Genomic DNA, 25,638 nt, shown 5'->3' with positions numbered 1-25,638 from the left:
GAAACTAGGCTTCAGGCACGCATTCCGCGGTGCGGGTTGAAGAGGGCTTCGACCGTCGGGACGAAGCCCTCCTGCTAATTTGGCCCCTCCGGGGCTGAAACGATTGAAAACAGCTTGTGCCGTGGGGGGCTGGTATTAGGATGAGGCCCACACGTGCCCCCTTGGGTGGCCGGTGGGGGCCGGATGTGCGGCAACCGCCGGGTCCTCCTGGGGACATGCCGAAGACTGTCCAGGAGGTCTCCATGATTGGCGATTCGCAGACCCCGTCCCTGAGGACGGCCGATTATCCCCTACCGGACCAACCGAAAACCACTGGACGATTTATCGTCGTCTTCGCCGACCGCTCCGATGATTGTGCCGGGATTCTGGCTGAGTCAGCAGGCCTAACCCACGTGACGGACAGCCGGGACTTCGGCACCCGCGGAGTAGATCCGGACACGGCCTCCGGCGCAGAGGCAACGCTGTTCGCAAATCTGGGCATCGCCGTCGTCGACGCCGCCCCGGACCAAATCGGTGCGCTCCAAGTGAGCTCAGCGGACAAACACCGGGTCCTTTCGGTCTCGCCCGAACTCATCCACGATGTGCTGGGTTCGGCCGACGACTATGTTGCCGGTTACCGCGACGGCGTGGCTGACCTGGCCGGACGCCTCGCGGCGGGCCCGCATACCGGGCGCGACGGAGGATCCACCCCCGCGGACTTCGCCGACAACAACAACTTCACCTGGGGGCTACAAGCAACCAGGGCCGTCTCATCTCCCTACACGGGACAAGGCGTGCGGGTCGCCGTGCTGGATACCGGCGTCGATGGCTCGCATCCGGATTTTGCCGGTCGGGGTATTATCACCGCGTCCTTCGTCACCGGCGAGCAGCCCCAGGACGGGCACGGACACGGCACGCACTGCATCGGGATCGCGTGCGGCCCGAAAGTTCCCGGTACCGGTCCCCGCTACGGCGTGGCCCATGAAGCGGAGATCTTTGCCGGAAAGGTGCTGAGCAATGCCGGTTCCGGCACCGACGCAGGCATTCTGGCAGGGATCGACTGGGCCGTGGGCAACGGCTGCGCCGTGATTTCGATGTCGCTGGGCGCCGATGTGGCACAGATCCATCCGCCCTACACGGCTGCCGGAAGCCGGGCGCTGGAACAAGGATCCCTGATCGTCGCCGCGGCTGGCAATAATGCGGACCGACGGAAAGGCGAATTCGGATTCGTGGGTTCCCCTGCCAACAGCCCGTTTATCATGGCAGTGGCAGCCTTGGACCAGGCCCTCGACGTCGCCTTCTTTTCAGCCCGCAGCCTTCCGCTGCGCGGCGGGCAGGTGGACTGCGCCGGTCCCGGCGTCCACGTGTACTCATCGTGGCCCATGCCGAAACGCTACAACACCATCAGCGGAACAAGTATGGCGACGCCGCATGCTGCCGGCGTAGCAGCATTGTGGGCGCAGGCTACCGGCCGGCGAGGCCTGGAACTGTGGGCCACCTTGGTACAGGAAGCCGAGCGTTTGCCCCTGCTTTCGGTCGATGTCGGCGCAGGGCTGGTGCTTGCCCCTCAATAATTCCTTCCCCCGGCGGGTCGCCGGAGACATATCATGGGTGGTATGCAGATCACCGTTACGGTGCGCCACGACTACCTCTCCGATACCGGTCGGATTGCCGAGCAGTTGACGGCCGGCGGCATGCAGGTGGAGAACGTGCTCTCCACCTTGGGCATGATCACCGGCTCGCTCCCGGAAGGACAGCGCGCTGCCCTGGCCGGGATCGAGGGCGTTGAATCCGTCGACGAGGACCGGCAAGTGGTCCTGCCGCCGCCTGACTCGGACATCCAATAGCCTTCAGCGGACGAACTCCGGGACGCCCGTGGCCCGCAGCCCTGCCTGCAGTCTGGCCCGATGGTAGTCGGTCAGCTCCGGAAGCTCATCCAGTCCGAACCAGCCGACCTCGGCCGACTCGTCGTCGTTGACTCGTGCGTGGCCGCTGACGTGCCGGCAGCGGAAGGTCAGCGTCAGGAACTGGGCTCGGTCTCCGTTGACGAACTCCATCGGAGTACCCGCGTAGACCTCGGCCAGCTGTTCAACTTCGGCCACGATGCCGGTCTCCTCCAGGACCTCGCGCACGACGCCGACGGCGGGCTGCTCTCCCGGGTCGAGGATTCCGGTGATCAGGGTCCAGCGCCCGTTGTCCGCGCGGCGGCCCAGCAGCACCCGGTTTCGGTCATCCAGAACCACGGCCGTGACCCCGGGCAGCCAGAGCAGGTCGTGGCCAATCTTCTCGCGCAGCCGCAGGATGAAATCGGGAGTTGGCATCATCCAAGCCTACGTCGCTACGTCGGCGTCAGCAGCGCCACCCATGTTCCGGCGACCATGAACGGCCCGAACGGGATGTGGCTGCTCAGGGTGCCGCGCCGCAGCAGCACCAGCAGCAGTCCGTACGCACCGCCGAGCAGGAAGGAGGCGAACGTTCCCCACAGCAGGTATTCAAAGCCCAGATAGCCGAGGTACATTCCCAGTACACCGGCCAGTTTGACGTCGCCGAAGCCCATGCCCGCCGGATAGGCGAACCGGACCGTGAAGTAGAAGGCCCAGAGCAAGGCACCGCCGGCCAGCACGCGCCAGAAGACACCGCCGTCGTGGCCAGCAAGCGAGGCTGCGAGCAGGAGCACCGAGGAGACGGCGTAGGCCGGAAACACGATGCGGTTCGGCAACCGGTGCGTGCGCAGATCGATCCAGCTCAACCCGGTCCCCACGACCAGCAGATACCCGCCAGCCGCCAGCAGCATCCAGAATGCCAGCGTATGGTCGGGCCACAGCAGCACCAATTCCTCGACCATGGACCCAACCTACTGCACGCCGCGTCGGCTAGCGTGGCCCGGCGGCTACACTGTGGATATGAACGGCGGGAGCGTGCTGAAAACCGGTGACGCCGCCGGCAATGGGGAAATCTTCAGGTGCCTTTGCCGGTCCTCTCCGTGGAAGTGGAACTCGCTGCGGTTCGAACTGCGCGCCGTCACCCCCGGTGCGCCGGAGGGGGATCCGTCTGCCGGCGTGCTGCGTGCCTGGACCCGCCGCCCGGGCGCTCTCCGGGTCGAGTCGGCCGACGGTCAACTGCTGTACAGCACCACCGGCATCAACGACTCGCGCGACGGCTTCTACGTCAGTGCGACACGTAAGTCCTGGCTGCTGCCGCCACATCTGGTCACGCCCGTCTTCAATGGCATCGATCTGGTCCGCCGCCGGCCCGAGGCCGCTTACGGAGAACCAATCTTCGGCAACGGACGCTGGTCGGCAATGCTGGATCCGGTGGAGCTGGCCGGCAGCGCTCCGGTGGCTTATGAAGCTCCCTTCGCCAACCCGGTCGAGATCCACGAACTGAGCGAAACCGAACACGGGGGCCGCCATACGTTGGAGGCCGTCGTCTCGCCCAACCTCACGTATCGGCCGTACGACGCCGGTCATCCGCTGCTTCTGGAAGGCCGCACTCACGTGCGGATCGACTGGCGCACAGGCATTTGTGTTTCCGCTGTCGCCTTGGACGGGCCGCAGCAAGGACGCGGGCATTCGCTCACCATCCTGGGTGTGGATGAGTACATGCTTGATGACCTGTTCCTAGAGGTCAGCATGAACCTTACTGATGTACGCGAGCACATTCCTTGGCCCGTCCGACCGCATCCGGCCTGACTACTTGGCCTCTTGCCGGACCGGGCCCTGGCTTGGGGGGATGAGGCCAGGGCCCGGCCGCGTGAGCCCGGCCGGTCTGCGGCTGCCGCGCATGGCCTGCATGCGCCGCACGCATGGCCTGCATGCGCCGCACGCATGGCCTGCGTGCGCCGCGCCGCAGGCCTCAGGGTCACGCTTACAGAATCGCGGGGGGTCCTTGGGAAAACCCGGTGCTGTACATGTACCCCCGCAAATTGGGGGTGTGTACTCCCCCACTCGGGGCTGTCCCGCCGACACGATGCCAGCAGACGATGGTGGTGCACTCATTGGGGGGGTGCATCCAACGAGGGGGAATCGTGGAGCAATTGAGTGGACGGGCCATGCCCGTTTCGGTCCAAATGATCGGAAATTTGCGTATCTCGCGCGGAAATACTGTACTGACGGCTGAGAATCTCGGCGGACCAAAGCCACGCCAAGTACTGGAGATCCTGCTGTTGAACGTCGGCTCGCCAATGTCCAAAGACCGGCTGGTGGACATGTTGTGGGGCGGCCGGGCGCCAGGCGAAGCTTTGGCCACCTTGGAAAGCTACGTCAGCATTCTGCGCCGCAATTTGCAACCTGGCTGCGCCAAGTCCGGGCCGCTGCGCACCGCCAACGGCGGTTACATGATCGACCGGGAGCTGGTTGACGTGGATTTGTACCGGTTCCAACGACTGCTCCGGGCCGCCGAATTCGCCAATCCGGCCAATGCTTATCCGTTATTGACCGAGGCGCTCTCGCTGGCATCCGGTCCGCTGCTCGGTGATGAGCTGACTCCGGATTGGGCGGAGGAGGCGCGGGCCGACCACGCAGGGATGGTTCTGCACGCGCAACTGCTGGCGGCGGAGGCTGCGTTGGCTTTGCGGCGGCCGGATGAGTCGGTGCTTTGGGCGCAGCGTTGCGTTGCTGCCGCCCCGCTCAATGAAGCCGCCTGGGCAGCCCTCATCATCGGGTTGGAACAATGTGACCGCCATGCCGATGGGCTCCAGGCCTACGACCGGTGCCGGCGCCTGTTCAATGACGAACTTGGGTGTTCCCCGGGTCCTGCCTTGCAGGAAGTGTACGGCCGGCTGCTGTACGCCACGGCCGAGTCCGGCCTCTCCGAGGTACTGGCAGCGCTGCTGGTGCTCAACGAACGGCTGGCGCCGGCGGCCTCCCGCGCGAAGGTGGCGCATCGAATGGCTTCCGTTCCGGTCGAATCGCACTATGTAGCGGCCGGTGACATCGTCAAAACTTTCCTGACCAAGGCGCTCATGGCCGGCTGAGGCTCACGAGGCATGGCCTGTGAAAGTATGTACAACCTTTCACAGGCCATGCATACTCATAGTGGGGTCAAGTCCTTAGTGTCTTGAGTTGGGGAAAAATGAGCTCTTTGGGGATTGAGCGTAAACTCCGCGTTGCCGTGGTGGATGACCACACCACGTTCGCGGAGCTGTTGTCTGATGCACTGGGCAGGGAACCGGACCTGATCAATGTCGGCCACGCCGCCGGCGTCGACGAAGCCGTTGCCTTGTGCCGGCGGTCCAGGCCTGATGTCGTGATCATGGACTACCACCTGCCCGACGGCGACGGGCTGGACGCCGCCGAACGGATCCTGACGGCTGCCCCGGATACGCGCATCATCCTGCTGACCGGCAACCCGTCGCCCGATGTGCTCGCCCGCGCCGCTGGATCGGGCTTGTGCGGATTTCTGCCCAAAGACGGATCGCTATCCACCCTGTTGGAGACCATCAGGCATGCCACGAGCGGCAGCATGGTGGTCTACCCCGCGATCCTCAGCCAGAACCGCCACACAAGGGCTGCCAAAACACCGGGCGCCCCGGCATTAACCGAACGTGAGCGCCAGGTGCTGGCTCTCATGGCCGCCGGCTACGACGTTCGCACGAATTCGCGGACGCTGGGCATCTCCCAGCACACCTGCCGAGGCTATGTAAAGTCGATCCTGGCCAAGCTCGGCGCCCATTCGCAGCTTGAAGCCGTCGCCACGGCGCAGCGGCTGGAACTGCTGGGTGCCGGCCATGAGCGTTGACCTGACTAGCCGGATCCGGCGCAGGGTCCTCCCTGACTCCCGGACGGAAGGGAACGGAGGGAAAGGCTCGGAAATGCAGGCGGCCTTGCGGCGCTTCGCGCTCTCCGGGCTGGCCGCATTGATCATTGTCGCAGTTCCCGTGGTCGTGGTTGCCCGTTCCTTGGCGGTCGACCAAGCGCTGACAAACGTTGCCGAGCGAACCAAGCTGATAGTTGAGCATGAGTTTGCGCCGAAAATTACGGATGCGATACTGGCCGGCGATGCCGCTGCCGTGAGCGAGCTGGACAACGAAGTTGACCCGCTGGTCCGCGACGGCCACGTCGTCCGGGTGAAGATCTGGGATGCCAACGGGACTATTCTCTATTCGGATCTTGATTCGCTGGTGGGACAGCAGTTCGACTTTCCGGACCGCCTGGTGGCCCAGCTGCAGAGCGGCGCTCCAGTCTCAATGTTGGGTACCCCGGGCCGGGCGGACAACGTCTTTGAGTTGGACCACGGCGAATTCGTCGAAGTCTACGTCAAGGCGACGGGGGGCAACGGCAGCGAGTACATCTTCGAGTTGTACTACCCGCCGGATGAGATTAACCGCATGGAGGACGAGATGCTCGGCATCCTACCCGTCGTCCTGGTAGCGCTGGCGCTGCTGCAACTGCTCCAGCTGGCTCCGGCTATCCGCATGGCGCGCCGACTGCAAAAAGACGGTGAAGACCGCCGGCGCTTGCTCCAGCAATCGATCGCCGCCTCGGATCATGAACGCCAGAGGTTGGCCCGCGCCCTGCATGACGATGTCATCCAGGATCTGGCCGCGCTGGCCTACAGCTTGGAATCGCGCGAACAACAGCAGGCAAAGCCAGACCACGACTTCCAGACACTGGCGAAGAACATTGTTCAGGGCAGCATCCGCAGTTTGCGCCGGATCACCGTCGCACTGTACCCGCCCGACCTCTCGGCTGTGGGCCTGCCGGTGGCCCTCGATGGATTGGGCGACCTGGTTCGGAAGCGCGGATCGGACTGGCAGTTGGAGATAGATGCCTCCGCCCCGGCGGCCATCGCTCAACCTGCCCTGCTCTACCGCGTTGCCCGGGAGGCAGTCACCAACGCCGCCAAGCATGCTCACGCCAACTTGGTCCGGGTATCGCTGACGGACTGGGGCGACTCGGTGCTACTGGAAATTGTCGACGACGGAGACGGTTTCAGTCCGGCCGATGCGCAGCAGGACGGCCACCTCGGCCTCCGCATCCTGCGCGATACGGTGCACAATGCCGGTGGCACCTTGCTGATCGAATCCGCCCCCGGTGCCGGAACACGAGTCGCTGTGACCCTTCCATCCGCCGGCGCTGAATAGCCTCGTCAGGGCCGGTCCTCGCTGACCCCGTACCGGGTACTCACGGAAGCGGGCCACCGTCTGGCAGCCCGCTTCCTCGGGATGGACACAACGGATGCTTAGATCTCCGCGCCCTCCAACAACTCGGTCACCAGTGCTGCGATGGGCGAGCGCTCGGACCGCGTCAGCGTCACGTGGCCAAAGAGCGGATGTCCCTTGAGCGTTTCCACAACGGCCGCGATGCCGTCGTGCCGGCCCACCCGCAGGTTGTCCCGCTGCGCCACATCGTGGGTCAGGACGATCTTGGAGTTCTGGCCAATCCGGCTCATCACCGTGAGCAGGACGTTCTTCTCCAGGGACTGTGCTTCGTCCACGATCACGAAGGAGTCATGCAGCGAGCGGCCCCGGATGTGCGTCAGCGGCAGCACCTCCAGCATGCCGCGGTCCATGACTTCCTCGACCACCTCCGTGGAGACCAGCGCGCCGAGGGTGTCGAACACCGCCTGTGCCCACGGGTTCATCTTGTCCGATTCGGAACCCGGCAGGTACCCCAACTCCTGGCCGCCGACTGCGTACAGCGGCCGGAACACCACGACCTTCCGGTGCTCGCGCCGCTCCAGCACCGCTTCCAGTCCGGCGCAGAGCGCCAGGGCGGATTTTCCGGTTCCGGCCCGGCCGCCGAGTGAAACGATCCCGACCTCCGGGTCCATCAGCAGGTCGATCGCCAGCCGCTGCTCTGCGGAACGCCCGTGCAGGCCGAACACGTCACGGTCGCCCTTGACCAGCCGTACCTGCTTGTCCGCGCCAACGCGGCCGAGCGCCGATCCGCGGCTGGAGAGGAGCACCAGACCGGTGTTGGCGGGCATCTCCGCCGCCGCCGGAATGAAAACCGGCTCATGCCCGTACAGCGTGTTGACGTCGTCGTCGGCCACATCCAATTCGGCCACGCCGGTCCAGCCCGAATCCTTGACCAGTTCATTGCGATACTCATCGGCTTGGAGCCCCATGGCGGACGCCTTCACCCGCATCGGCAGGTCCTTGGACACCACCGTGACGTTGCGGCCCTCGTCGGCCAGGTTTTTGGCCACCGCCAGGATCCGGCTGTCATTGTCCCCGCCGCGGAATCCGGCCGGCAACACGTCGGGCGAGATGTGGTTCAGTTCCACTCGCAGCGTGCCGCCCTCCGAGCCAAGCGGGATGGCGTGGTTTAGGCCGCCGTGCTCAACCCGCAGGTCGTCCAGCAGCCGCAGTGCCTTGCGGGCAAAGTAGCCTAGCTCCGGATCGTGCCGCTTGCCTTCCAGCTCGGTGATCACCACCACCGGCAGGATCACTTCGTGCTCGGCGAACCGCAGCAGGGCCCGAGGATCGGAGAGCAGGACGGAGGTGTCCAGGACATACGATGCACGTGCTGTTTCCGGTTCCCCGGCGGAAACAGCTCGACCGGACGCGGTGGCAGCTGCGGGCTGCTCTCCGGGTCCGGTCGTGGCGGCGAGGCGCTGGTTCTTGGTGGCGGTCATGCTGGCTCCCGTCCGGAGCACGGCGGCTCCGACTTTTCTGAAGCGGGGCGCGGACGGTAAGGCCACCAGGCCGGAACCGGCCTCCCCCGATGCAGCTTTCGCTGTGCGCATCAAACTGGTGGCCTCCCGATCAACCTGCGGATTGCTGACTGATGGTTCCAAATTACGCTCATGTAATTCGCCGGCACAAGAGCCTGGGCAAAGGCGTTTCAGCGAATTTTGGATGAACCGCACGACGCCGATGCGCCACCTGCCCCGTCTGGTCCGCCTTAGGCGCCGAAGCGGCGCTGCCGGCTGGCGTAGTCGCGCAACGCCCGCAGAAAGTCGAGGCGCCGGAAGTCCGGCCACAGCGCCTCGCAAAAGTAATACTCGCTATAGGCGCTCTGCCACATCAGGAAGCCGGAGAGCCGCTGTTCGCCGGAGGTCCTGATGACCAAGTCCGGGTCTGGTTGGCCGCTGGTATAGAGGTACTGGGAAATATCGTCAACGGTCAGTGTCCCGGCGACCTCCGCCAGGCTCTTGCCATCGGATTCAGCGTGGCGCAACAGGCCTTTGACCGCGTCAACAATTTCACGGCGGCCGCCATAGCCCACCGCCACATTGACATGGACGCCCTCCACAGCAGCTGTCTGTTTCTCCAAACTGCGGAGTTTGGCGGCGAGGTCGGCCGGAAGCGTCTCCAGCGCACCGACGGGATGGACGCGAACGTTCTTCCCCTCGCCCAACCGATCCAAGGTGTTGCCGATCACGCCCAGCAACTCGCGCAATTCGTCTTCCGAGCGGCCCATATTGTCCGTGGACAGCATGTAGAGCGTCACCACTTTGATGCCCAGGTCTCCGCACCAGCCGAGGAATTCCAGGATCTTGTCCGCCCCGGCCTGATGCCCTTCCCTCGTTGGTGCCCCGGCCAGTCTGGCCCAACGCCGGTTGCCATCCACCACCACGCCAATGTGGCCCGGGATGCGGCCGGGGACCAGTGAACGTTGCAGGCGACGCTCATAAAGGCGGTAGAGGACGCCGGGAAGAGACACAGCACCTTGCCTTCCTGATCGCCCATTCACGACTTCGAATTCTATCCTCCCGATCGGCCGGTCCCGTACACACCTCTTATTACCAACGAGTAACAAACGGTGTGCTGCCGCTAGAATTATGCGCATGAGTGAACACCGTGCTGCGCCCGGGCCGTCAGGTAATCGGCGCGATAACAGCGGCTCGGCCCTGCGGATGGAGGCGACGGACGGACCGGTCGAACGGGCCGTGGAGCAGGTTGCCAACGCACTCAATATCAAACCGAAGTTCCGCGGCTGGCTGCATGCCGGCGCCACCCCCCTGGCCTTGGCTGCCGGGATCGTCCTCGTAGCGCTCGCGCCCACCGCCGCCGGAAAATGGGCTTGCGCGGTCTACGCAGTGACCGGGCTGTTGCTCTTCGGCGTCAGCGCCGTCTACCACCGCGGCAACTGGAGTCCGCAGGTCAAGTTGCTGCTCAGGCGCCTGGACCATACCAACATCATGCTGGTCATCGCCGGCACCTACACGCCGCTGGCCTGGGCACTGCTGGAACCGTCGAAGGCCACGCTGCTGCTCTGGCTGATCTGGGCCGGCGCCATCGCCGGCGTCGGTTTCCGAGTGCTCTGGCCGCACGCCCCGCGGTGGCTCTATGTCCCGATCTACTGCGCTCTGGGACTCGCCGCGTTGTTCTACTTGCCAGACTTCTTCGCTGCCAGTGTCCCTGCTGCGGTACTGATCTGCGCGGGCGGCGCTTTTTACATTGCCGGCGCAGTCGTTTACGCGATCAAGCGGCCCAACTTCTCGGCCACATGGTTCGGTTTCCACGAACTCTTCCATGCCTTCACCGTGGTGGCGTTCGTGTGCCACTACATCGCCATCATGATCGCGGTGCTTGGCTCCGCCGCCTGACACCCCCGCCGTCGACCGACGCCCCGCGCCGGGCTTTCGCGGGCGTTCCCCGCTTTAGTTTCCTGCCGCGCCGAGCTCTGTCAGCAGGGCAGCGGCCGTTGCCACCGGGCGGCGGCACACCATCCCGCGGCAGACAAAGGCCAGCGCCCCGTCCGCCGGGACCGGCTTGTCCGCCAGCAGCGGGGCCGCCTCATCCTGCTCTTGGTCCGCTGCGTGACGGGCGACGACGATGCCCGGGCTGCCGCTGGCGCGCGCCGCGGCAACCAGCGCCGCGGCTGCTGCAGGTTGTCCGGTGACCGCGAGTTCCACCGGTCCCGCCGCAAGTGCCTGCGCAGCGGCCAGGCCCCACCCGGCGGCCCGTGGCGCCCGGGCGGCGATCCGGCCCAGATACCCGAGCAACCGGCCCGCCAGTTCGCGGTGCCGCACGGAACCGCTGTAGGCGGCATAGGTGGCCAGCACCCCGGCGAACAAGCTGGTGCCGCTGGGCGTGGCGCTCTCCAGCGGGTCGGCCGGAGGAACAGCTCCGGCGGCAGCAGCCACCTGTGCGGCCGGGACCGCCTGGTCGCTGAGCGTTCCATCCCGCAGGAACACCGCCTCCGCCCGCAGGACCAGCCCTTCCGCGGCACGGTACCAGCGGCCTTCGCCAGAGGCTGCGTACAGCGAGAACAATCCCTCCGCACAGCCGGCGTAGTCCTCCAGCAACCCTTCGAAGTGCTGCGCTGCACCGTCGTGCGAAACCCGGGCCAGCCGGCCGCTGTCATCGAGATGCACGGACAGCAGGTACTCGGCAGCAGCTCCGGCCGCCGCGATGAGGTCGGGCCGGCCCAGCAGCTCTCCCGTTTCGGCCAGCCCGGCCACTGCCAGCCCGTTCCACCCGGCCACGACCTTTTCGTCCCGTGCCGGCTGCGCCCGCCGCTGCCGGGCCGCCAGCAGTGCCGGACGCAGCGCCTCCCAGCGTTGCCGTTCGTCGGGTTCCAACTGCCGCCCGGGATGCAGCGTCGACCGGGTGGCGGTGACGTTGCCCCGCTCTCCCACGCTCATCACGGACGCCACCCAGCCGCCGTCGTCGGTTCCGAGCACCTCGCACAGCTCCGCGGGAGACCACAAGTAGGTGGCACCTTCGTGGTGGACGCCATCGACGACGGTGTCGGCGTCCAGCGAAGAGGCGATGCCGCCGTGGGACAGCTGCAGCCGGTCCACCAACCACCCTGCGGTCCCTGCCGCGACCGAGCGTCCGAGATCCCGCTCCGCCTCCGCCGGCGACTGCACGGCCCATTGCGCGTAAACGCGCAGCAACTGGACGTTGTCGTAGAGCATTTTCTCGAAGTGTGGCACCGACCACCGGCGGTCCACCGTATAACGGGCAAAGCCGCCCTCAAGCTGGTCGTACAACGCGGACCCGGCCATGGCCAGCAGCGTGCGGGCGGACAGTCCGGCGGCAAGCTGCGCTGATTCGGACCGGGACGCGCCGGTATGCCGGAGCAGGAAGTGCAGCACGGCCGACGGCGGGAATTTGGGCGCGCCGCCAAAACCGCCGAAGACTGTGTCTTCTTGGCCCGACAACACCTCGACGGCTTCTTCGAGGACGGCTTGGTGGTCAGTTCCCCCGGCTTCGCCGGACGGTATCTGTACCGGCCCCCGCTCGGCGGCAGGGCCGCCCGCCGGCAGCGGTAGATCCCCGAGCGGCCCTAGGGAGAGGTCGCCGAGAAGCCCGCGGTTAGCTTCCCCGGTTTGTGCCAGCGCCTGCGCTACCGACGCCGCAGTGGTCTCGACGGCCCCGCGGCGCTGCTCCCAGGCCTCGTGCACCGCTTGCAGCACCTGACGGAACGAGGGCTGGCCCGGCAGCGGCCGCGGCGGGTAGTACGTGCCGGTGTAAAAGGCCCTGCCGTCGGGCAGCGCGAACACACTCATCGGCCAGCCGCCCTGTCCGGTCATGAGCTGAGTGGCGGACATGTAGATGCTGTCCACATCCGGACGTTCTTCCCGGTCCACCTTGATCGGGATGAAGTGTTCGTTCAAGTACTCCGCCGTGGCCTCGTCCTCGAAGGATTCCACTGCCATCACGTGACACCAATGGCACGCCGCATAGCCCACCGAAACAAAAACAGGCACGTCGCGCAGACGTGCCTGTTCGAAGGCCTGGTCGCTGAACGGCCACCAATCCACGGGGTTTCCGGCGTGCTGGCGCAGGTAGGCCGAGGCCTCGGAGTGCAGTCGGCCGGCCATGGTCAGTCGCCGCGGTCTGGGCGGCCCGAGCCGCCACCGGGTTCGTTCATTCCGCCGGTCGCCGGCGCCTCGCCCTCTACATGATGATCCGCTCCGCCGCCCGCAGGGCCTGCCTGACCGGATGATCCGGGACCGGTTTGCTGTGCGCCGGCGTTAACGTTCTCTTCCAGCTGCGAGCGGTAGCGGACCCGCCGGATGCGCCGGGTCATGTCCCAGACCAGAACGACCACCACGGCCGCCAGAGCAAAGGTGAAGAAGAAGCCCCACGGCCCGGGCGAAACCTGGTCCGCGTTGAGTCCGGGCCGGAGAGTGGGCTCGCCGGCACCGGCGGCGACGGCGGCAAGGATCTGGATCAGGGGCAAATTCAGTCTCTTTCTGGGTGCGTCCGGGACACAAGGCTCCGGCGCTGGTTGGCTGCAGGCTCTATCTTATGCCCGCGAAGAAATCCGTTTCGGGCACACTGGTCTCGACCCGTGCGTGGATCAGGGAGAAGTCCTCCCACGGCCAGACCGTCCGCTGCATCTCCTCGGAGACGGCGAAGAAGAATCCGGCGGGCTCCACCTGGGTCCGGTGCGAGAGCAGCGCACGGTCGCGGTGGCGGAAAAAGTCGCCGCAGTCGATCTGTGTGGTGGTGCGGTGGTTGGGCATCGGCGGCTGGTGGCCTTCGGCGTCGGCCTCCAGCCAGGCGGCGAGCCGCGCGGCGTAGGGCGACTGCAGCCCTGCTTCCTCCAAGGCATAGTGGAGTGCACGGAACCGCTCCGGGTTGAAAGCCCGGTCATAGTAGAGCTTCAGCGGCTCCCACGCGCTGCCCGCCTCCGGGTAGCGATCGGGGTCACCGGCCGCATGGTACGCCTCCACCGCCACCTTGTGCGCCATGATGTGGTCCGGGTGCGGGTAGCCGCCGTTCTCGTCGTAACTGATCACCACATGAGGCCGGAACTCACGCACGAGTTTGACCAGCGGGGCTGCGGCCCGCTCCAGCGGCAGCGTGGCGAAGCTACCGAACGGCAGCGGTGGCAGCGGGTCTCCCTCCGGCAGGCCGGAATCTGCGAACCCCAACCAGCGCTGTTGGATACCCAGCTCGGCCGCGGCCTGCGCCATCTCCCGCCGCCGGATCCCGGCAAGGTCCCGGTGCGCCTGGGGATCCGTGGCAGCCTCGGCATTAAGAATGTCTCCTCGTTCGCCGCCCGTGCAGGTAGCTACCATCACCTGGACGCCCTCGGCGGCATAACGCGCCATGGACGCCGCGCCCTTGCTGGATTCGTCATCGGGATGGGCATGTACCGCCAGCAGGCGCAGGCCGTCGCTCTGCGCTGGCTGGGCTGCATCGAAGCTCACGTGGCTACTCCTGGGAAATCTGGCGTGGGCGGGAGGATAAACTTGAGGGCGTGAGCACCGCAGGCCCCCGTACTCCTCAGACTTCCTCCAGCTTAACTGTTTCCAACCGTTACGGCACACCGCGGCGATCGCTGTCCCGCCGCGCCAAACTTGCGCTGGCTGGCGGCGCCCTCGGAGTCGCCGTTGTCGGCGCGGGCTTTTTCGCCCTGGGCCAAAACGGGCCACAGATTGACAGCAAGGACGTTGGCTTTGCCGTGGCCGACGCCGGACACATGACCGTGGATTTCCAGGTCACCAAGGATCCGGAGGCCACCGTCCAGTGCGCGGTCAAGGCCCTGAGCGACAACTACGCGGTCGTTGGCTGGAAGGTGGCCACGATCGGTCCCGCCGATCCATCCACTGCCGGAACCACGGCGCACCGCGTCCAGCTGAGAACTGAATCCCTGGCCGTCTCCGGCGGCGTGGACAGCTGCTGGGCCGCCGGCTCCAACAGCTGACGCAGCGATCCGCCCAACCGCGCCCATCCAGTCCATCTGCCCGGACCTGCGACGTCCCATGGAACGAGGGAAAACCCCCTTAACCACCTTGTTATTGGGAAAACCGGCGGCGGCTGACTACAATTGAGCAAATACATTCCGCCCCGCCTACTTGGTGAACTGGGAACATCCCAGAACGAAATGATTCACCAACATGGCGGGGTCTTTGCATCAAGTGGCCGCCGGCATGGCGGCCTTTTGTGCAAAGTGCCACCGTGCCGGGTCCGCGTCCAGCGGCTCCGGCAGCAACTAAGGAGAACTACGTGTCCACTTCCAGCGCACCTGTCGCCTGGCTCACTCAGGAAGCCTACGACCGCCTGAAGGCTGAACTGGATCACCTTTCGGGACCCGGCCGGGCAGAGATCGTCGACCGCATCGAACAGGCCCGCTCCGAGGGGGATCTCAAGGAGAACGGCGGCTACCACGCTGCCAAGGAAGAACAGGGGAAGGCCGAGGCCCGGATCCGCCAGCTCACCGACCTGCTGCGGAACGCCCACGTGGGCGAGGCACCGGCCGATGACGGAGTCGTGGAGCCGGGTATGGTCATCGAGGCAAAAGTCGCCGGCGACACCGAGCGCTTCCTGCTCGGCAGCCGCGAGGTTGCCGGTGAAACAGATCTGGACGTGTACAGCGAAAAGTCCCCGCTCGGCGCGGCCATCCACGGCAAGCGGGCCGGCGAGTCCGTCACCTACACCGCCCCGAACGGCAAAGAGATCTCGGTGGACATTATCTCGGCCACCCCTTACACCGGCTGATCAAGCGCTCTGACAGACGTCGAAGGCGGGTTCCTGCGGGAGCTCGCCTTTTGCGTCTGCACGGTCGATGGCCGGCAGCCTGCGGTGGGAGACGGAACGCTCAGCCGAGATGGGGTTTGCGGCGGCGCAGCAGCACGGCGGCGACCACTCCACCGGCTGCACCGAAAAGGTGCGCCTGCCAAGAAATGCCGGGCATCGCCGTCGGCAGGACGCCCCACAGCACCGAGCCGTAGAAAATGAAGATGACCACGGCCAACAGGATCTGCCGCCAGCTGCGGTTGTAGAAGCCGCGCACCAACAGGTAGGCCAACAGCCCGAAGACCAGACCCGAAGCGCCGATCGTCAGCCCTGCGCCCGTCAGCCAGACCCCTAGCCCGGAGGCCAGCCAGCTACAGGCGAGCACCACCAGGAACCGTCGGATCCCTTCCAGCAGTGTCAGGAACCCGAGCACCAGCAGCGGGAGCGTGTTGCTCAGCAGGTGGCTGGTATCGGCATGCAGCAGCGGGCCGAACAGCACACCGTCGAGCCCGTCCAGCCGCCGCGGGGCAATCCCCAGCAGCAGGCTGAAGTAGCCGCCGGCCACGAGGTTGATCAGGAAGGCCACCCAGAGCAGCAGCGCGAACGCCCCGGCTCCTGCCAAGGCCTGGGCGGGGCGCAGTGCACGGCTGCGGGCCACGGGTCAGTGGACGACGACGGGCTGGAAGCCCTGGGCGCGGAGGCTGCCGAGCACCAGTTCGCAGTGCTCGTGGCCCTTGGTCTCGATGTCGATGGTGATGGCAACGTCGCCCATGCTGATGGAGCCGCCGATCCTTGTATGGTCCACCCGGGTGACGTTAGCGTCCGATTCGGCGATGATCCGCGAAATCTGTGCCAGCGAGCCGGGACGGTCGTCGAGCATGATCCGGACGGACATGAAACGGCCTGAGGCATAGAGGCCTCGCTGGATGACCTTCAGCATCAGCATGGGATCGATATTTCCGCCGGAGAGGATGACCGCCGTGGTTCCCGGATTCGGGATGACGCCTTCCATCAGCGCGGCCACGCCGACGGCGCCGGCGGGTTCGACCACCAGCTTGGACCGCTCGATCAAGAAGATCAGTGCGCGTGCCAGAGCGTCTTCGCTGACGGTGACCACGTCGTCGACCAGTTCCCTGATGATCGAAAACGGCAGCTGCCCCGGACGGCCCACGGCGATACCGTCGGCCATGGTGGACACCTTCTGCAGCGGCACCAGCGCGTCCGCGGCCAGCGACGGCGGGTAGGCGGCCGCATTTTCCGCCTGCACACCAATGACTTTGATCTCGCGGCCCAACTCCTTGGCCCTTGCCTTGACGGCGGTAGCAACTCCGGCCAGCAGTCCGCCGCCGCCGACTCCCATGACGATGGTGTCGACGTTGGGGACCTGTTCCAGAATCTCCAGGCCGAGCGTGCCCTGGCCAGCGATAATGTCCGGGCTGTCGAACGGGTGGACGAACACCGCGCCGGTCTCCTCCGCGTAGCGTTCGGCTTCGGCGAGTGCTTCGTCCACGTTGTGGCCATGCAGGACCACTTCGGCGCCATGCCCTCGGGTGGCCGCCAGCTTGGGCAGGGCAACACCCTGCGGCATGAAGATGCGCGCCTTGATGCCCAGCCGGGCCGCAGCCACCGCCACGCCCTGGGCGTGGTTTCCCGCGGAGGCGGCCACGACGCCGCGTGCCTTCTCCTCGTCGCTCAGCCCCGCCATGCGCACATAGGCGCCGCGGACTTTGAAGGAACCGGCGCGCTGCAGGTTCTCACACTTGAAGAAGACATCGGACCCGACCATCCGGCCCAGTGCGCGGGATTGTTCGATCGGCGTCTTCGCGATGACCCCGTCAAGGATTTTCCGAGCTGCCTGGACGTCATCAAGTGTGACGGGTAGTTGGGTGGTGGCTGTCACTTGTCGGACTCTTTTCTGCGCAGCTGGACGCGGCGTCGGCGGACGGGTTCCTGTTCTGACGGCTCTGGCGGGTTGCCTGGACCGGACGAAGCCAACGCCGGTTCAGGTGCCATATAGGGCTCTTCCACTGGTGGAGGCGCACCCAGCGCCGGGTCTGTTTCCCATCCCCGGGCGGCAATGTACTTGACAACGGAATTAAGGATCGCGAGCAGAGGCACGGCAAACAGTGCGCCGGCGATTCCGGCGACCATTGAGCCGCCTGCAACGGCAAGCACGACTGCCAGCGGATGCAACGACACTGCTTTACCCATGATCAGCGGCTGCAGCACATGCCCCTCAAGCTGCTGCACGCCCAGCACAATGGCGAGCATGATCAGTGCATTGACCCAGCCGTTGGCCACCAGGGCCAGGAGAACGGCGACGAATCCGGTCACCAGGGCGCCGATGATCGGGATGAACGAACCGAGGAAAACCAGAACGCCGAGCGGAAGCGCCAGCGGTACACCGAGGATGGCCGCGCCGACACCGATACCGACCGCATCGACGAAGGCAACGAACATTTGCACCCGGATGTACTGCACCATGGAGGTCCAGCCCTTGCGGCCTGCACCGTTGCTCGCCGCCCGGGCCTTCTTCGGCAACAGGCCGACCATGAAACGCCAGATCCGGTCGCCGTCGTAAAGGAAGAAGATCAGCGCGAAGATGGTCAGCAGCAGACCGGTGAACAGGTGCCCGGCCGTGGACCCCACGCTGAGGGCACTGGAAAAGATCGCGCTGCTGTTGCTCTGCAGCTGCTGCAAGCCTTCGTTCAGGTAGGAGTTGAGTTGTTCGTTGGTCAGCTGGAGTGGCCCATCGGTCAGCCAGCCTTGGACCTGGCCGATTCCTTGAAGCACCTGGTCCCACAGCTCACTGAAGCCGATATAGAGCTGTCGGCCGACCAGGGAGAGAGCGCCGCCGATCAGCCCGAGGAAGCCGAGAATGGTAATGGCCACGGCCAGGCTCTTGGGCACCTTGGCCTTGCGCAGGAACCGGACCACGGGTGAAATCAGGGCAGCGATCAGGGCCGCGATCATCAGCGGGATGACCAGCAGCGAGACGAAGCTGAGCAGCCAGACCAACAGTCCGCCGACCACCAGGATCAGGCCAACCCGCCAGGCCCACGCCGCGCTGATCCGCAGCGCGTAGGGCACGTCCTCGCGAACGTGGTGCCGGCTGTCGGTGCCCGCCGAGCGTCCCGCCGGCAGGGGACGGATTTCGGGGAAGGACCGGTTCATAGACCTAATAGTTTCATATTGTCACTCAGACATGTGTTCAGTGAAGCCGCGCCGTAATCCCCCAGCTACCGCCGAACGAACCGCCGGGTTGCAGCCATGCCAGCCCGGTGCCCGAATTCAGGCTGTTCGCCGGCGCCGTCATGGGTTCCACCGCCACTGCGCACTCCCTGCCCGGATATCTGGACGTGACAAATACATGCACGTACTGGAATGCTTCCGCCTGCCACAGCCCGACCGTCGACCCGTTATCCGAAGTCAGAGTGCTCACCACCTGACCGTCCGGCCCGGCGGACAGCCCGGTGTAGGCGCGGTCCATCGCCAGGTCCGCGAGCCGGGCTCCTTGGCGGAGATCGGTATGCTCGTCGACCGGAACATCTTCCGTCGGAATCATGGTCTGCGGATCTGCGGGAAAGAACCTTGCGGCGGGCACGGTCAGCGTCAGCCGGTCGGCAGGTTCGTCACCCAATCGGAGGAACGGATGGGCTCCCAGCGCCACCGGCGCCGCCGCACTGGACCGGTTCAGCAGCTCCTGCCGCACGGCCAGATCGCCGGCTGGGTCCAAGGAGTACTCGGCACTATGGCTGAGCCGGAAGGGATACCCGTGCTGCGGGAAGATCTCGGCCCGCAGCACCAGCCTGGACTCGGTCCTTTCGACGAGCCGGTAGCCGGTATTGCGGAGCAGCCCGTGGGTGGCATGGCCGCGGGCCGGCTCCGTGATGTCCAATTGCTGGACCGCGCCGTCAAGCGTCCACCGGCCTTGGGCCACCCGATTGGGCCACGGCGCCAACAGGATGCCGCAGGCCGAGGGCGGGATCCGGTCGTCGTCGAAGGTCTCGGTCAGCTGCACGCCCTGCTTTTCGAAGAGGCGCAGGCCTCCTGCGAGTTCGGTAATCACGGCTCGCGCTCCGGCGCGCCGTAGTTCAAATTGTTCTCCGGTCGCTGCTTGGCTGCGCTCGCGCGTCATAGGTTCCACCGTACCGGGTGTCCCTTAAACAACCGACCCCGGCACTGGGCCGGGGTCGGTTGGGAGAAAACGGCGGGTCTATTCGTCGCCGCGAAGGATGGCCAGCAGGCGCAGGATCTCCACGTACAGCCAAATCAAGGTCACGGTCAGCCCGAAGGCCGCCGTCCAGGAGTACTTGCGCTCCACACCCTGCTTGACGCCTTGCTCGATCGAGGTGAAGTCAACGATCAGCGAGAAGGCGGCCAGGCCGATGGCGAACAGGCCGATGATGACACCCAGTGGGATGCCCATAAACTCGACCCCGCGCATGCCCCACTGGTTGTCCAACACGCCGAACCACATCAGGCCCAGGTTCACCAGCGAGAACAGCGCGTATCCGATCAGCGCGATCATGAAGAAGCGCATTGCCTTCGGGGTGGCGCGGACCTTGCCGCTCTTGAACAGGACCAAGGTGACGGCGAAGACGCACACGGTGCCAAGCACGGCCTGCGGGGCAACGCCCGGGTACATGCTGTCGATAAACATGGACAGCCCACCGACGAACAGGCCCTCGGCGGCGGCATAGGCCAAAATCAGGCCCTTGGACGGTTCCTTCTTAAAGGCATTGACCAGGCCGAGCACCAGGCCGGCGATCATGCCCGGGATCATCAGGATCGGGTACATCCAGCCGATGGCACCGCCGACGACCACCAGAGCCAGGCAAGCCAGCGTCTTCATGATGACGTCGTCGTACGTCATCCGGCCGGTCTGGGCCGGGCCAGCGGACGGCTGGTTGTACAGGTCCTGCAACTGCTGGCTGGTCAGCTGCGTCTGGCCGGCCAGCGCGGTCGAACCGGCCGCAGCAGATCCCGCGGGTGAACCGCGGAATGCCTTCGGGTTGTTGAAAACCGGATTTCCACCGATTGCCATCTTGTTGTCCTCCATCGTCAGGGGGCGAGCTATTGATTACACTACCAATCCCAACGAACGCCACGGCAGAAAATTCCATCACGTGCTGATGAACTCTTCGGCACGCGGCGATGCTGCCTTGCCGCTGTTGCCCTGCCGCTGCCTCGGGCGGGCTCGCCACGGGTAGACTGCTGCGGTGACTTCCCCCAGTCCTTCCAACAAGCCCCGCTCCTCCGCGCAGGACAAGCTGCCCCTGCGGATGCTCCATGACCGCATTCTGGTAGCCCCGGACCAGGACAGCAGCGAGCGCCGTTCATCCTCCGGAATTGTCATCCCGGCCACCGCAGTGATGGGCAAGCGACTGGCGTGGGCCGAGGTCGTTGCCGCCGGCCCACAGGTTCGCCAGGTAGCGGTGGGCGACCGGGTGCTCTTCGATCCGGAAGACCGTGCGGAAGTGGAGGTCAACTCTGCAGACTACATCCTGCTCCGCGAACGCGACATCCACGCCGTATCCCAGCCGGAGGAAGCGGACAGCAGTACTGGCCTCTACCTCTAGCCACCGGTCCGACGGGTGGCCTACCCGTCGGCCTGGCTCCCCTCCCTGTAGCCAGCCTGCTCCGTGGTGCCCGAACGTTTTACCTTTGCTTCACAACTGCTTCACAGTTGTTACCTGATCGCGACAGAACCACTCTCCCCACCACCTATGGCGCAGGTAACATAAACGACACGTCAGTGATTCTTGTCACAGACGCTGTCAGTGCCTGCCGGTGATCCGGCGGACCACCCCACACTGTGGAGGTTCATATTTTGATAGCGATGCCGAAGCTCATTCGGCCATTGGGGACGCTACTCGCCTTACTGGCGATCATCACGGGGATCATCTTGTCCGCTCCCCCCTCACTGGCTTCGACCACCTCACCAGAACCAACGCCTGGGGCAACGTCGTCGGCGCCTGCCGAACCCTTCCGCAACAGGATCAGCGGTGTCTTGCGAAACGCCGACGGTCCGGTCGCGGGAGTGCGGATCACGGCGACCGGGGAAGGGTTCAGCGGCGAGGCGACCACCGGAGAAAACGGAACCTGGTCCATTGGAGTTCCGGTCCAGGGAACCTACCAAGTCGAGGTGGACGTCTCCACCTTCCCGGAGGGCGTGAAGCTGGCCCCGGGAACGCCAAATCCGCGGGAAGTCACTTTCACCAACACGTCCAATGCCGCCGCCGTCTTTCCTCTTGGCGAAGGCATTGTGGTCCAGAGCGCCAGTTTCGGCGAGATTTTCGTTGAGCGGCTGATTGCAGGCTTGAGCTTTGGTCTGCTGCTGGCTTTGGCTTCGGTGGGTTTGTCGCTGATCTACGGCACCACCGGCCTGACCAACTTCGCCCATGGCGAGATGGTCACGGTCGGGGCGGTCCTGATGTTCGGTTTCTCTGTTGCTGGCCTTCCTATCTGGTTGGCGATGGTGTTGGGGGTCGCTCTGGGCGGTGCCTTCGGCTGGGTCCAGGACGCCTGGCTCTGGAAGCCGCTGCGGCGCCGCGGTACAGCGCTGATCCCCATGATGATCATCAGCATCGGGTTGGCGCTGGCTGCGCGCTATACGATCCTGTTCAATTTCGGTGGAGCCACGCAACAGCTGCCCGGGGCCAGCAGTCCCATCCTGGAGCTCGGCACCATCTCCATCAGCCGCAACACGCTGATCTCGCTAATTGTCAGCTTGGTGGTGATCGTCCTGATTGCCCTGCTGCTGCTCAAGACTCGTCTGGGCAAGGCTACCCGCGCTGTTGCTGACAATCCCGCGCTCGCGGCAGCCTCCGGCATCGATGTTGACCGAGTCATCAGGATTGTCTGGACCGTGGGCGGCGTGCTGGCTGCACTAGGCGGCATCCTTTGGGCCTACTACCGCCCTGGTGTCACCTTCAATATGGGCCAGCAAATCCTGCTGCTCGTCTTTGCCGGCGTCATTCTGGGCGGATTGGGCACCGTGTTCGGAGCTTTGGTTGGGTCGGTCCTGGTCGGACTGTTCGTCGAACTGTCGACGCTCTGGCTGGTAGCCGACCTAAAGTACGTTGGCGCTCTGCTGATCATGATCGTCGTCCTGCTGTTCCGGCCACAGGGCATCCTTGGCCGTCGAGAGCGCGTGGGTTAGGAGGCAACACCATGGATTTCCTCAATATATTGGCCAACGCACTCGGCGAGATCGTCAGCCCGACGACGGCAGCCTATGCCCTGGCTTCCCTTGGTCTGGCAGTCCACTTCGGCTTTACCGGGCTGCTGAACTTCGGACAAGCCGGCTTCATGGCTATCGGCGCCTACGGTTTCGCCATCCCCACCCTGTTGTGGGACGTCCCGTTCGTTGTCGGCGTCTTGATTGCGGTGGTCGGGTCAGTGATCTTTGCGCTGCTCTTGGGCATCCCTACGCTGCGGTTGCGTGCCGATTATCTCGCCATTGTCACGATTGCCGCCGCGGAGATCATCCGTTATGTGGTCACCACCAATGAACTCACCGACATCACCGGTTCTGCCAACGGCTTGGCCGCTTTTGAAGGCGGGTTCTACGCCATGAACCCGATCCCGCGGGGCACCTACAATTTCGGCCTGACCAGCATGAACGAACGGGACCTCTGGATCCGTTTGGTTGCCTGGACGCTGGTTGCCCTCTGCTGCCTGCTGGTGTTCCTGCTGATGCGTAGCCCCTTTGGCCGGATCCTAAAGGGCATCCGCGAAGACGAGAATGCAGTGCGTTCTTTGGGCAAGAATGTCTACTCTTACAAGATGCAGTCCCTGATTTTCGGCGGCCTGTTGGGCACCTTTGCAGGCATGATCTTCACGCTCCCCCGCGGAGCGGTCCAACCGGCCAACTATCAGACTGAGCTGACGTTCTTCCTCTGGACGTGCTTGCTGCTGGGCGGCATGGCCACTGTCCTCGGCCCGGTCGTCGGCGCCATGATCTTCTGGGTGGTGCTCTCGCTGACCCAGGGACTGCTCTACGGGGCCATCGAGGCGGGCTACATCACCTTCCTGACCACCACCCAGGCCGGTCAGTTGCGGTACATCTTGGTCGGCGTCGCTCTGATGCTGTTGATGATTTTCCGGCCCCAAGGCGTGCTGGGCAACAAGAAAGAGCTGGTATTCGCATGAGCGAACAAGACCGCATCCCGCCAGGCGGCGGCACCGCCGCCCCGGACCAGGCACCCGTGCCGAATGAGTACATGACCGACACGCGGCCCATCGCTGCCGGCGAACCGGGTCCCGGCTGCCGCAAGCGCGATCCCATCCTCGTGGCCAAGAACGTCACGCGCCAATTCGGCGGTGTCAACGCCGTGGACGTGGAGTATCTGGAGATCCCCCGGCACCAGATCACGGCGCTGATCGGGCCGAACGGAGCCGGCAAGACCACTCTGTTCAACCTGCTCACCGGATTCGACATCCCGCAGACCGGTGAGTGGTCCTTCGAAGGCCACTCACTGGCCGGAGTGCCATCCTTCAAAGTGGCCCGGATGGGCATGGTCCGCACGTTCCAGCTGACCAAAGTCATGGGCAAGCTGACCGTCGTCGAAAACATGCGCTTGGGGGCCACGGAGCAGTCCGGCGAGAACCTGTTCAAAGCCCTCTTCAAGAAAATCTGGGGGCCCAGGGAACGGGAAATTACGGAACAGGCAGAGGATCTGCTGGCGAAATTCAAGCTGGACACCAAACGAGACGACTACGCAGCCTCGCTCTCCGGCGGCCAGCGCAAACTGCTGGAAATGGCCCGGGCCCTGATGGTCCGGCCCAAGCTGGTCATGCTCGACGAGCCGATGGCCGGCGTGAACCCGGCCCTGACCCAGTCTCTGCTGGAGCACGTCAAGAACCTCAAGGCCGAAGGCATGACCGTGTTGTTCGTCGAACACGACATGCATATGGTCCGCCACATTGCGGACTGGGTAGTAGTGATGGCCGAAGGCAAAATCGTGGCAGAAGGCCCGCCCGGCGTCGTCATGAAGGACCCCGCCGTGATTGATGCCTATCTCGGTGCCCACCACGACGTCGACCTCGGCGACGCGGAAGGGGTCGAAGCGCTGGCGGAGGAACTCGCCCAGGATGCGGAGTCGGTCGTAGGCACGGATGACGAGGGAGTCCTCCGCAGCCACATCAGCGAGCACGATTCCAGCCGGGATGAGCCTCGTGAAGCGGATCAAGACCCGAACAGGAAGGACCAGGCATGAATGCGCACCGGGCGGATACAGGCCCAACCAACATGGCGGCGGGCGAAGCCGTGGTCGTCGTGCAGGACCTGGTGGCCGGTTATCTGCCCGGCGTCAACATCCTCAACGGCTGCAGCATCGAAGCCCGCCAAGGCGAATTGATCGGCATTATCGGGCCGAACGGCGCCGGAAAGTCAACGCTGCTCAAGGCCATGTTCGGCTTGGTCAAAGTGCATTCCGGCACGGTCGTGGTGCGCGGTCAGGACCTGACCGGGCTCAAAGCCAATAAGCTGGTCAGCCGCGGCATCGGGTTCGTTCCGCAGACCAACAACGTCTTTTCCACGTTGACCATCGAAGAGAACATGGAAATGGGCATGTTCCAGCGGCCCAAGGACTTCAAGGAGCGCTTCGACTTTGTCGCCGGCATCTTCCCCGATCTGGCCAAACGGCGCGCCCAGCGGGCCGGCTCGCTCTCCGGCGGCGAACGCCAGATGGTGGCCATGGGCCGGGCACTGATGATGAACCCGGCGGTGCTGCTCCTGGACGAGCCCTCGGCCGGCCTCTCCCCGGTGAAGCAGGACGAGACGTTCCTGCGGGTGCACGAGATCAACCGCGCCGGCGTCTCGGTCATCATGGTGGAACAGAACGCACGCCGCTGCCTGCAGATCTGCGACCGTGGCTACGTCCTGGACCAAGGCAAGGACGCCTACACCGGCACCGGCCGGGAACTGCTCAAGGATCCAAAGGTCATCCAGCTCTACCTGGGCACGCTGGCGGACACTGCCTGAAACAACGCCAACCCGCCACGACGACGGCGGCGCCTGCCCTTCCCGGCGGGCGCCGCCGTCGTTGGTTCCTTCGCGGGGTGGGCGCCGCCGTCGTTGGTTCCTCCCCCTGTGCCAGCGCGCTGCGTCGTTAGCCTCTGCGAGCCTCGGATGCTCCGGGCAGGGCGCCCCTACGTCCAGCACGGCAGAGGGCCCCAGCCGGTGGTGAACTGCTCCCCGGAAGTTGGACTGAGAAATTCAGTTCCGACTTCTGGGGAGCAGTTTTATGCATGCATGTAGTTCGTTGTCCGAGGATCAGCGC

Annotated in this window: 26 protein-coding genes; 14 read left to right on the top strand and 12 right to left on the bottom strand. The window is 65.1% G+C overall.

Annotation, left to right across the window (positions count from 1 at the left end):
- The first annotated feature begins 242 nt into the window (after positions 1-242).
- Positions 243-1,553: a S8 family serine peptidase gene (locus AC5RWT_RS06755; RefSeq protein WP_494079651.1), complete on the top strand. Its 1,311-nt coding sequence runs from the start codon at positions 243-245 to the stop codon at positions 1,551-1,553.
- A 42-nt stretch (positions 1,554-1,595) separates the two neighbouring features.
- A complete protein-coding gene (locus AC5RWT_RS06750) occupies positions 1,596-1,826 on the top strand; it encodes a hypothetical protein (RefSeq protein ID WP_494044616.1) in 231 nt (76 codons plus the stop codon).
- Between the two features lie 3 nt (positions 1,827-1,829).
- On the opposite strand, the gene AC5RWT_RS06745 is transcribed toward AC5RWT_RS06750, so the two are convergent.
- Both AC5RWT_RS06745 and AC5RWT_RS06740 read right to left on the bottom strand, forming a co-directional pair.
- The gene (locus AC5RWT_RS06745; RefSeq protein WP_494044615.1) at positions 1,830-2,300 is read right to left on the bottom strand and encodes an NUDIX hydrolase; all 471 of its coding nucleotides are present in this window, start codon (positions 2,298-2,300) and stop codon (positions 1,830-1,832) included.
- Positions 2,301-2,317: 17 nt separating this feature from the next.
- A complete protein-coding gene (locus tag AC5RWT_RS06740) occupies positions 2,318-2,824 on the bottom strand; it encodes a prepilin peptidase (protein ID WP_494044614.1) in 507 nt (168 codons plus the stop codon).
- 58 nt (positions 2,825-2,882) lie between these two features.
- Between AC5RWT_RS06740 and AC5RWT_RS06735 the strand changes: the two genes are divergently transcribed.
- The 4 genes from AC5RWT_RS06735 (at position 2,883) to AC5RWT_RS06720 (ending at position 7,063) form a co-directional block, all read left to right on the top strand.
- Positions 2,883-3,671: a hypothetical protein gene (locus AC5RWT_RS06735; protein ID WP_494079650.1), complete on the top strand. Its 789-nt coding sequence runs from the start codon at positions 2,883-2,885 to the stop codon at positions 3,669-3,671.
- A 389-nt stretch (positions 3,672-4,060) separates the two neighbouring features.
- Positions 4,061-4,954: an AfsR/SARP family transcriptional regulator gene (locus AC5RWT_RS06730; RefSeq protein WP_494079649.1), complete on the top strand. Its 894-nt coding sequence runs from the start codon at positions 4,061-4,063 to the stop codon at positions 4,952-4,954.
- A gap of 107 nt (positions 4,955-5,061) precedes the next feature.
- Positions 5,062-5,718 (top strand): response regulator, encoded by a 657-nt coding sequence (locus AC5RWT_RS06725; protein WP_494044611.1) that lies wholly within the window; start codon positions 5,062-5,064, stop codon positions 5,716-5,718.
- A gap of 73 nt (positions 5,719-5,791) precedes the next feature.
- Positions 5,792-7,063, top strand: a complete 1,272-nt coding sequence (locus AC5RWT_RS06720) for a sensor histidine kinase (protein WP_494079648.1) — start codon at positions 5,792-5,794, stop codon at positions 7,061-7,063.
- 98 nt (positions 7,064-7,161) lie between these two features.
- Here AC5RWT_RS06720 and phoH2 read toward each other — a convergent pair whose 3' ends face one another.
- Both phoH2 and AC5RWT_RS06710 read right to left on the bottom strand, forming a co-directional pair.
- On the bottom strand, positions 7,162-8,559 hold the full coding sequence (gene phoH2 / locus AC5RWT_RS06715) for an RNA 5'-3' helicase PhoH2 (RefSeq protein ID WP_494044609.1): 1,398 nt from the start codon (positions 8,557-8,559) through the stop codon (positions 7,162-7,164).
- Between the two features lie 269 nt (positions 8,560-8,828).
- Positions 8,829-9,590, bottom strand: coding sequence for an isoprenyl transferase (locus tag AC5RWT_RS06710; protein ID WP_494044608.1), 762 nt, complete (start codon positions 9,588-9,590; stop codon positions 8,829-8,831).
- A 193-nt stretch (positions 9,591-9,783) separates the two neighbouring features.
- Here AC5RWT_RS06710 and trhA point away from each other — a divergent pair, with 193 nt between their 5' ends.
- Positions 9,784-10,476, top strand: a complete 693-nt coding sequence (trhA, locus tag AC5RWT_RS06705; RefSeq protein WP_494044894.1) for a PAQR family membrane homeostasis protein TrhA — start codon at positions 9,784-9,786, stop codon at positions 10,474-10,476.
- A 54-nt stretch (positions 10,477-10,530) separates the two neighbouring features.
- On the opposite strand, the gene AC5RWT_RS06700 is transcribed toward trhA, so the two are convergent.
- The 3 genes from AC5RWT_RS06700 to mca form a co-directional block, all read right to left on the bottom strand.
- Positions 10,531-12,702: a thioredoxin domain-containing protein gene (locus AC5RWT_RS06700; protein WP_494079647.1), complete on the bottom strand. Its 2,172-nt coding sequence runs from the start codon at positions 12,700-12,702 to the stop codon at positions 10,531-10,533.
- Positions 12,703-12,704: 2 nt separating this feature from the next.
- On the bottom strand, positions 12,705-13,064 hold the full coding sequence (locus AC5RWT_RS06695; protein WP_494079646.1) for a hypothetical protein: 360 nt from the start codon (positions 13,062-13,064) through the stop codon (positions 12,705-12,707).
- 61 nt (positions 13,065-13,125) lie between these two features.
- Complete coding sequence (gene mca / locus AC5RWT_RS06690) at positions 13,126-14,040, bottom strand: mycothiol conjugate amidase Mca (RefSeq protein ID WP_494044605.1); 915 nt, start codon at positions 14,038-14,040, stop codon at positions 13,126-13,128.
- 50 nt (positions 14,041-14,090) lie between these two features.
- Here mca and AC5RWT_RS06685 point away from each other — a divergent pair, with 50 nt between their 5' ends.
- Together AC5RWT_RS06685 and greA are read left to right on the top strand one after the other, a co-directional pair.
- On the top strand, positions 14,091-14,537 hold the full coding sequence (locus AC5RWT_RS06685) for a DUF4307 domain-containing protein (protein WP_494044604.1): 447 nt from the start codon (positions 14,091-14,093) through the stop codon (positions 14,535-14,537).
- A gap of 302 nt (positions 14,538-14,839) precedes the next feature.
- On the top strand, positions 14,840-15,331 hold the full coding sequence (gene greA, locus AC5RWT_RS06680) for a transcription elongation factor GreA (protein WP_494044603.1): 492 nt from the start codon (positions 14,840-14,842) through the stop codon (positions 15,329-15,331).
- A 100-nt stretch (positions 15,332-15,431) separates the two neighbouring features.
- Here greA and AC5RWT_RS06675 read toward each other — a convergent pair whose 3' ends face one another.
- The 5 genes from AC5RWT_RS06675 to AC5RWT_RS06655 all read right to left on the bottom strand — a co-directional run bounded on the left by AC5RWT_RS06675 (position 15,432) and on the right by AC5RWT_RS06655 (position 20,396).
- Entirely contained in the window at positions 15,432-16,007 is a 576-nt protein-coding gene (locus AC5RWT_RS06675; RefSeq protein ID WP_494079645.1) for a rhomboid family intramembrane serine protease, read from the bottom strand.
- A 3-nt stretch (positions 16,008-16,010) separates the two neighbouring features.
- Positions 16,011-17,249 carry a threonine ammonia-lyase gene (ilvA, locus tag AC5RWT_RS06670; RefSeq protein ID WP_494079644.1) on the bottom strand — a complete coding sequence of 413 codons (1,239 nt, stop codon included), beginning with the start codon at positions 17,247-17,249 and terminating at the stop codon, positions 16,011-16,013.
- Positions 17,246-18,523: an AI-2E family transporter gene (locus tag AC5RWT_RS06665; protein WP_494079643.1), complete on the bottom strand. Its 1,278-nt coding sequence runs from the start codon at positions 18,521-18,523 to the stop codon at positions 17,246-17,248. Before AC5RWT_RS06665 ends, ilvA begins: the two co-directional genes overlap by 4 nt.
- A 37-nt stretch (positions 18,524-18,560) precedes the next feature.
- The gene (locus AC5RWT_RS06660) at positions 18,561-19,487 is read right to left on the bottom strand and encodes an aldose 1-epimerase family protein (RefSeq protein ID WP_494079642.1); all 927 of its coding nucleotides are present in this window, start codon (positions 19,485-19,487) and stop codon (positions 18,561-18,563) included.
- Positions 19,488-19,565: 78 nt separating this feature from the next.
- Positions 19,566-20,396 carry a Bax inhibitor-1/YccA family protein gene (locus AC5RWT_RS06655; protein ID WP_494044598.1) on the bottom strand — a complete coding sequence of 277 codons (831 nt, stop codon included), beginning with the start codon at positions 20,394-20,396 and terminating at the stop codon, positions 19,566-19,568.
- 238 nt (positions 20,397-20,634) lie between these two features.
- Between AC5RWT_RS06655 and AC5RWT_RS06650 the strand changes: the two genes are divergently transcribed.
- The 5 genes from AC5RWT_RS06650 to AC5RWT_RS06630 all read left to right on the top strand — a co-directional run bounded on the left by AC5RWT_RS06650 (position 20,635) and on the right by AC5RWT_RS06630 (position 25,340).
- Entirely contained in the window at positions 20,635-20,931 is a 297-nt protein-coding gene (locus tag AC5RWT_RS06650; protein ID WP_494079707.1) for a GroES family chaperonin, read from the top strand.
- A 260-nt stretch (positions 20,932-21,191) separates the two neighbouring features.
- Positions 21,192-22,514: a branched-chain amino acid ABC transporter permease gene (locus AC5RWT_RS06645; RefSeq protein WP_494044597.1), complete on the top strand. Its 1,323-nt coding sequence runs from the start codon at positions 21,192-21,194 to the stop codon at positions 22,512-22,514.
- 11 nt (positions 22,515-22,525) lie between these two features.
- Entirely contained in the window at positions 22,526-23,506 is a 981-nt protein-coding gene (locus AC5RWT_RS06640; protein WP_494044596.1) for a branched-chain amino acid ABC transporter permease, read from the top strand.
- 71 nt (positions 23,507-23,577) lie between these two features.
- On the top strand, positions 23,578-24,573 hold the full coding sequence (locus tag AC5RWT_RS06635; protein ID WP_494079706.1) for an ABC transporter ATP-binding protein: 996 nt from the start codon (positions 23,578-23,580) through the stop codon (positions 24,571-24,573).
- Complete coding sequence (locus AC5RWT_RS06630; protein WP_494079641.1) at positions 24,570-25,340, top strand: ABC transporter ATP-binding protein; 771 nt, start codon at positions 24,570-24,572, stop codon at positions 25,338-25,340. The genes AC5RWT_RS06635 and AC5RWT_RS06630 overlap by 4 nt, the downstream gene beginning before the upstream one ends.
- Positions 25,341-25,638: the final 298 nt, after the last annotated feature.

This window comes from Arthrobacter sp. Dra40 (genome assembly GCF_059091905.1).
This window is presented reverse-complemented; position numbering and strand designations above follow the sequence as displayed.

What these genes read in the sequence shown, in the direction of transcription:
- AC5RWT_RS06745 (WP_494044615.1), bottom strand. Translation starts at nt 2,300, where the DNA reads ATGCCAACTCCCGATTTCATCCTGCGGCTGCGCGAGAAGATTGGCCAC.
- trhA (WP_494044894.1), top strand. Translation starts at nt 9,784, where the DNA reads ATGGAGGCGACGGACGGACCGGTCGAACGGGCCGTGGAGCAGGTTGCC.
- AC5RWT_RS06735 (WP_494079650.1), top strand. Translation starts at nt 2,883, where the DNA reads ATGAACGGCGGGAGCGTGCTGAAAACCGGTGACGCCGCCGGCAATGGG.
- AC5RWT_RS06755 (WP_494079651.1), top strand. Translation starts at nt 243, where the DNA reads ATGATTGGCGATTCGCAGACCCCGTCCCTGAGGACGGCCGATTATCCC.
- AC5RWT_RS06640 (WP_494044596.1), top strand. Translation starts at nt 22,526, where the DNA reads ATGGATTTCCTCAATATATTGGCCAACGCACTCGGCGAGATCGTCAGC.
- AC5RWT_RS06700 (WP_494079647.1), bottom strand. Translation starts at nt 12,702, where the DNA reads ATGGCCGGCCGACTGCACTCCGAGGCCTCGGCCTACCTGCGCCAGCAC.
- AC5RWT_RS06655 (WP_494044598.1), bottom strand. Translation starts at nt 20,396, where the DNA reads ATGGCAATCGGTGGAAATCCGGTTTTCAACAACCCGAAGGCATTCCGC.
- AC5RWT_RS06635 (WP_494079706.1), top strand. Translation starts at nt 23,578, where the DNA reads ATGACCGACACGCGGCCCATCGCTGCCGGCGAACCGGGTCCCGGCTGC.
- AC5RWT_RS06665 (WP_494079643.1), bottom strand. Translation starts at nt 18,523, where the DNA reads ATGAACCGGTCCTTCCCCGAAATCCGTCCCCTGCCGGCGGGACGCTCG.
- AC5RWT_RS06645 (WP_494044597.1), top strand. Translation starts at nt 21,192, where the DNA reads ATGCCGAAGCTCATTCGGCCATTGGGGACGCTACTCGCCTTACTGGCG.
- phoH2 (WP_494044609.1), bottom strand. Translation starts at nt 8,559, where the DNA reads ATGACCGCCACCAAGAACCAGCGCCTCGCCGCCACGACCGGACCCGGA.
- AC5RWT_RS06650 (WP_494079707.1), top strand. Translation starts at nt 20,635, where the DNA reads ATGCTCCATGACCGCATTCTGGTAGCCCCGGACCAGGACAGCAGCGAG.
- AC5RWT_RS06720 (WP_494079648.1), top strand. Translation starts at nt 5,792, where the DNA reads ATGCAGGCGGCCTTGCGGCGCTTCGCGCTCTCCGGGCTGGCCGCATTG.
- AC5RWT_RS06740 (WP_494044614.1), bottom strand. Translation starts at nt 2,824, where the DNA reads ATGGTCGAGGAATTGGTGCTGCTGTGGCCCGACCATACGCTGGCATTC.
- AC5RWT_RS06630 (WP_494079641.1), top strand. Translation starts at nt 24,570, where the DNA reads ATGAATGCGCACCGGGCGGATACAGGCCCAACCAACATGGCGGCGGGC.
- AC5RWT_RS06660 (WP_494079642.1), bottom strand. Translation starts at nt 19,487, where the DNA reads ATGACGCGCGAGCGCAGCCAAGCAGCGACCGGAGAACAATTTGAACTA.
- AC5RWT_RS06750 (WP_494044616.1), top strand. Translation starts at nt 1,596, where the DNA reads ATGCAGATCACCGTTACGGTGCGCCACGACTACCTCTCCGATACCGGT.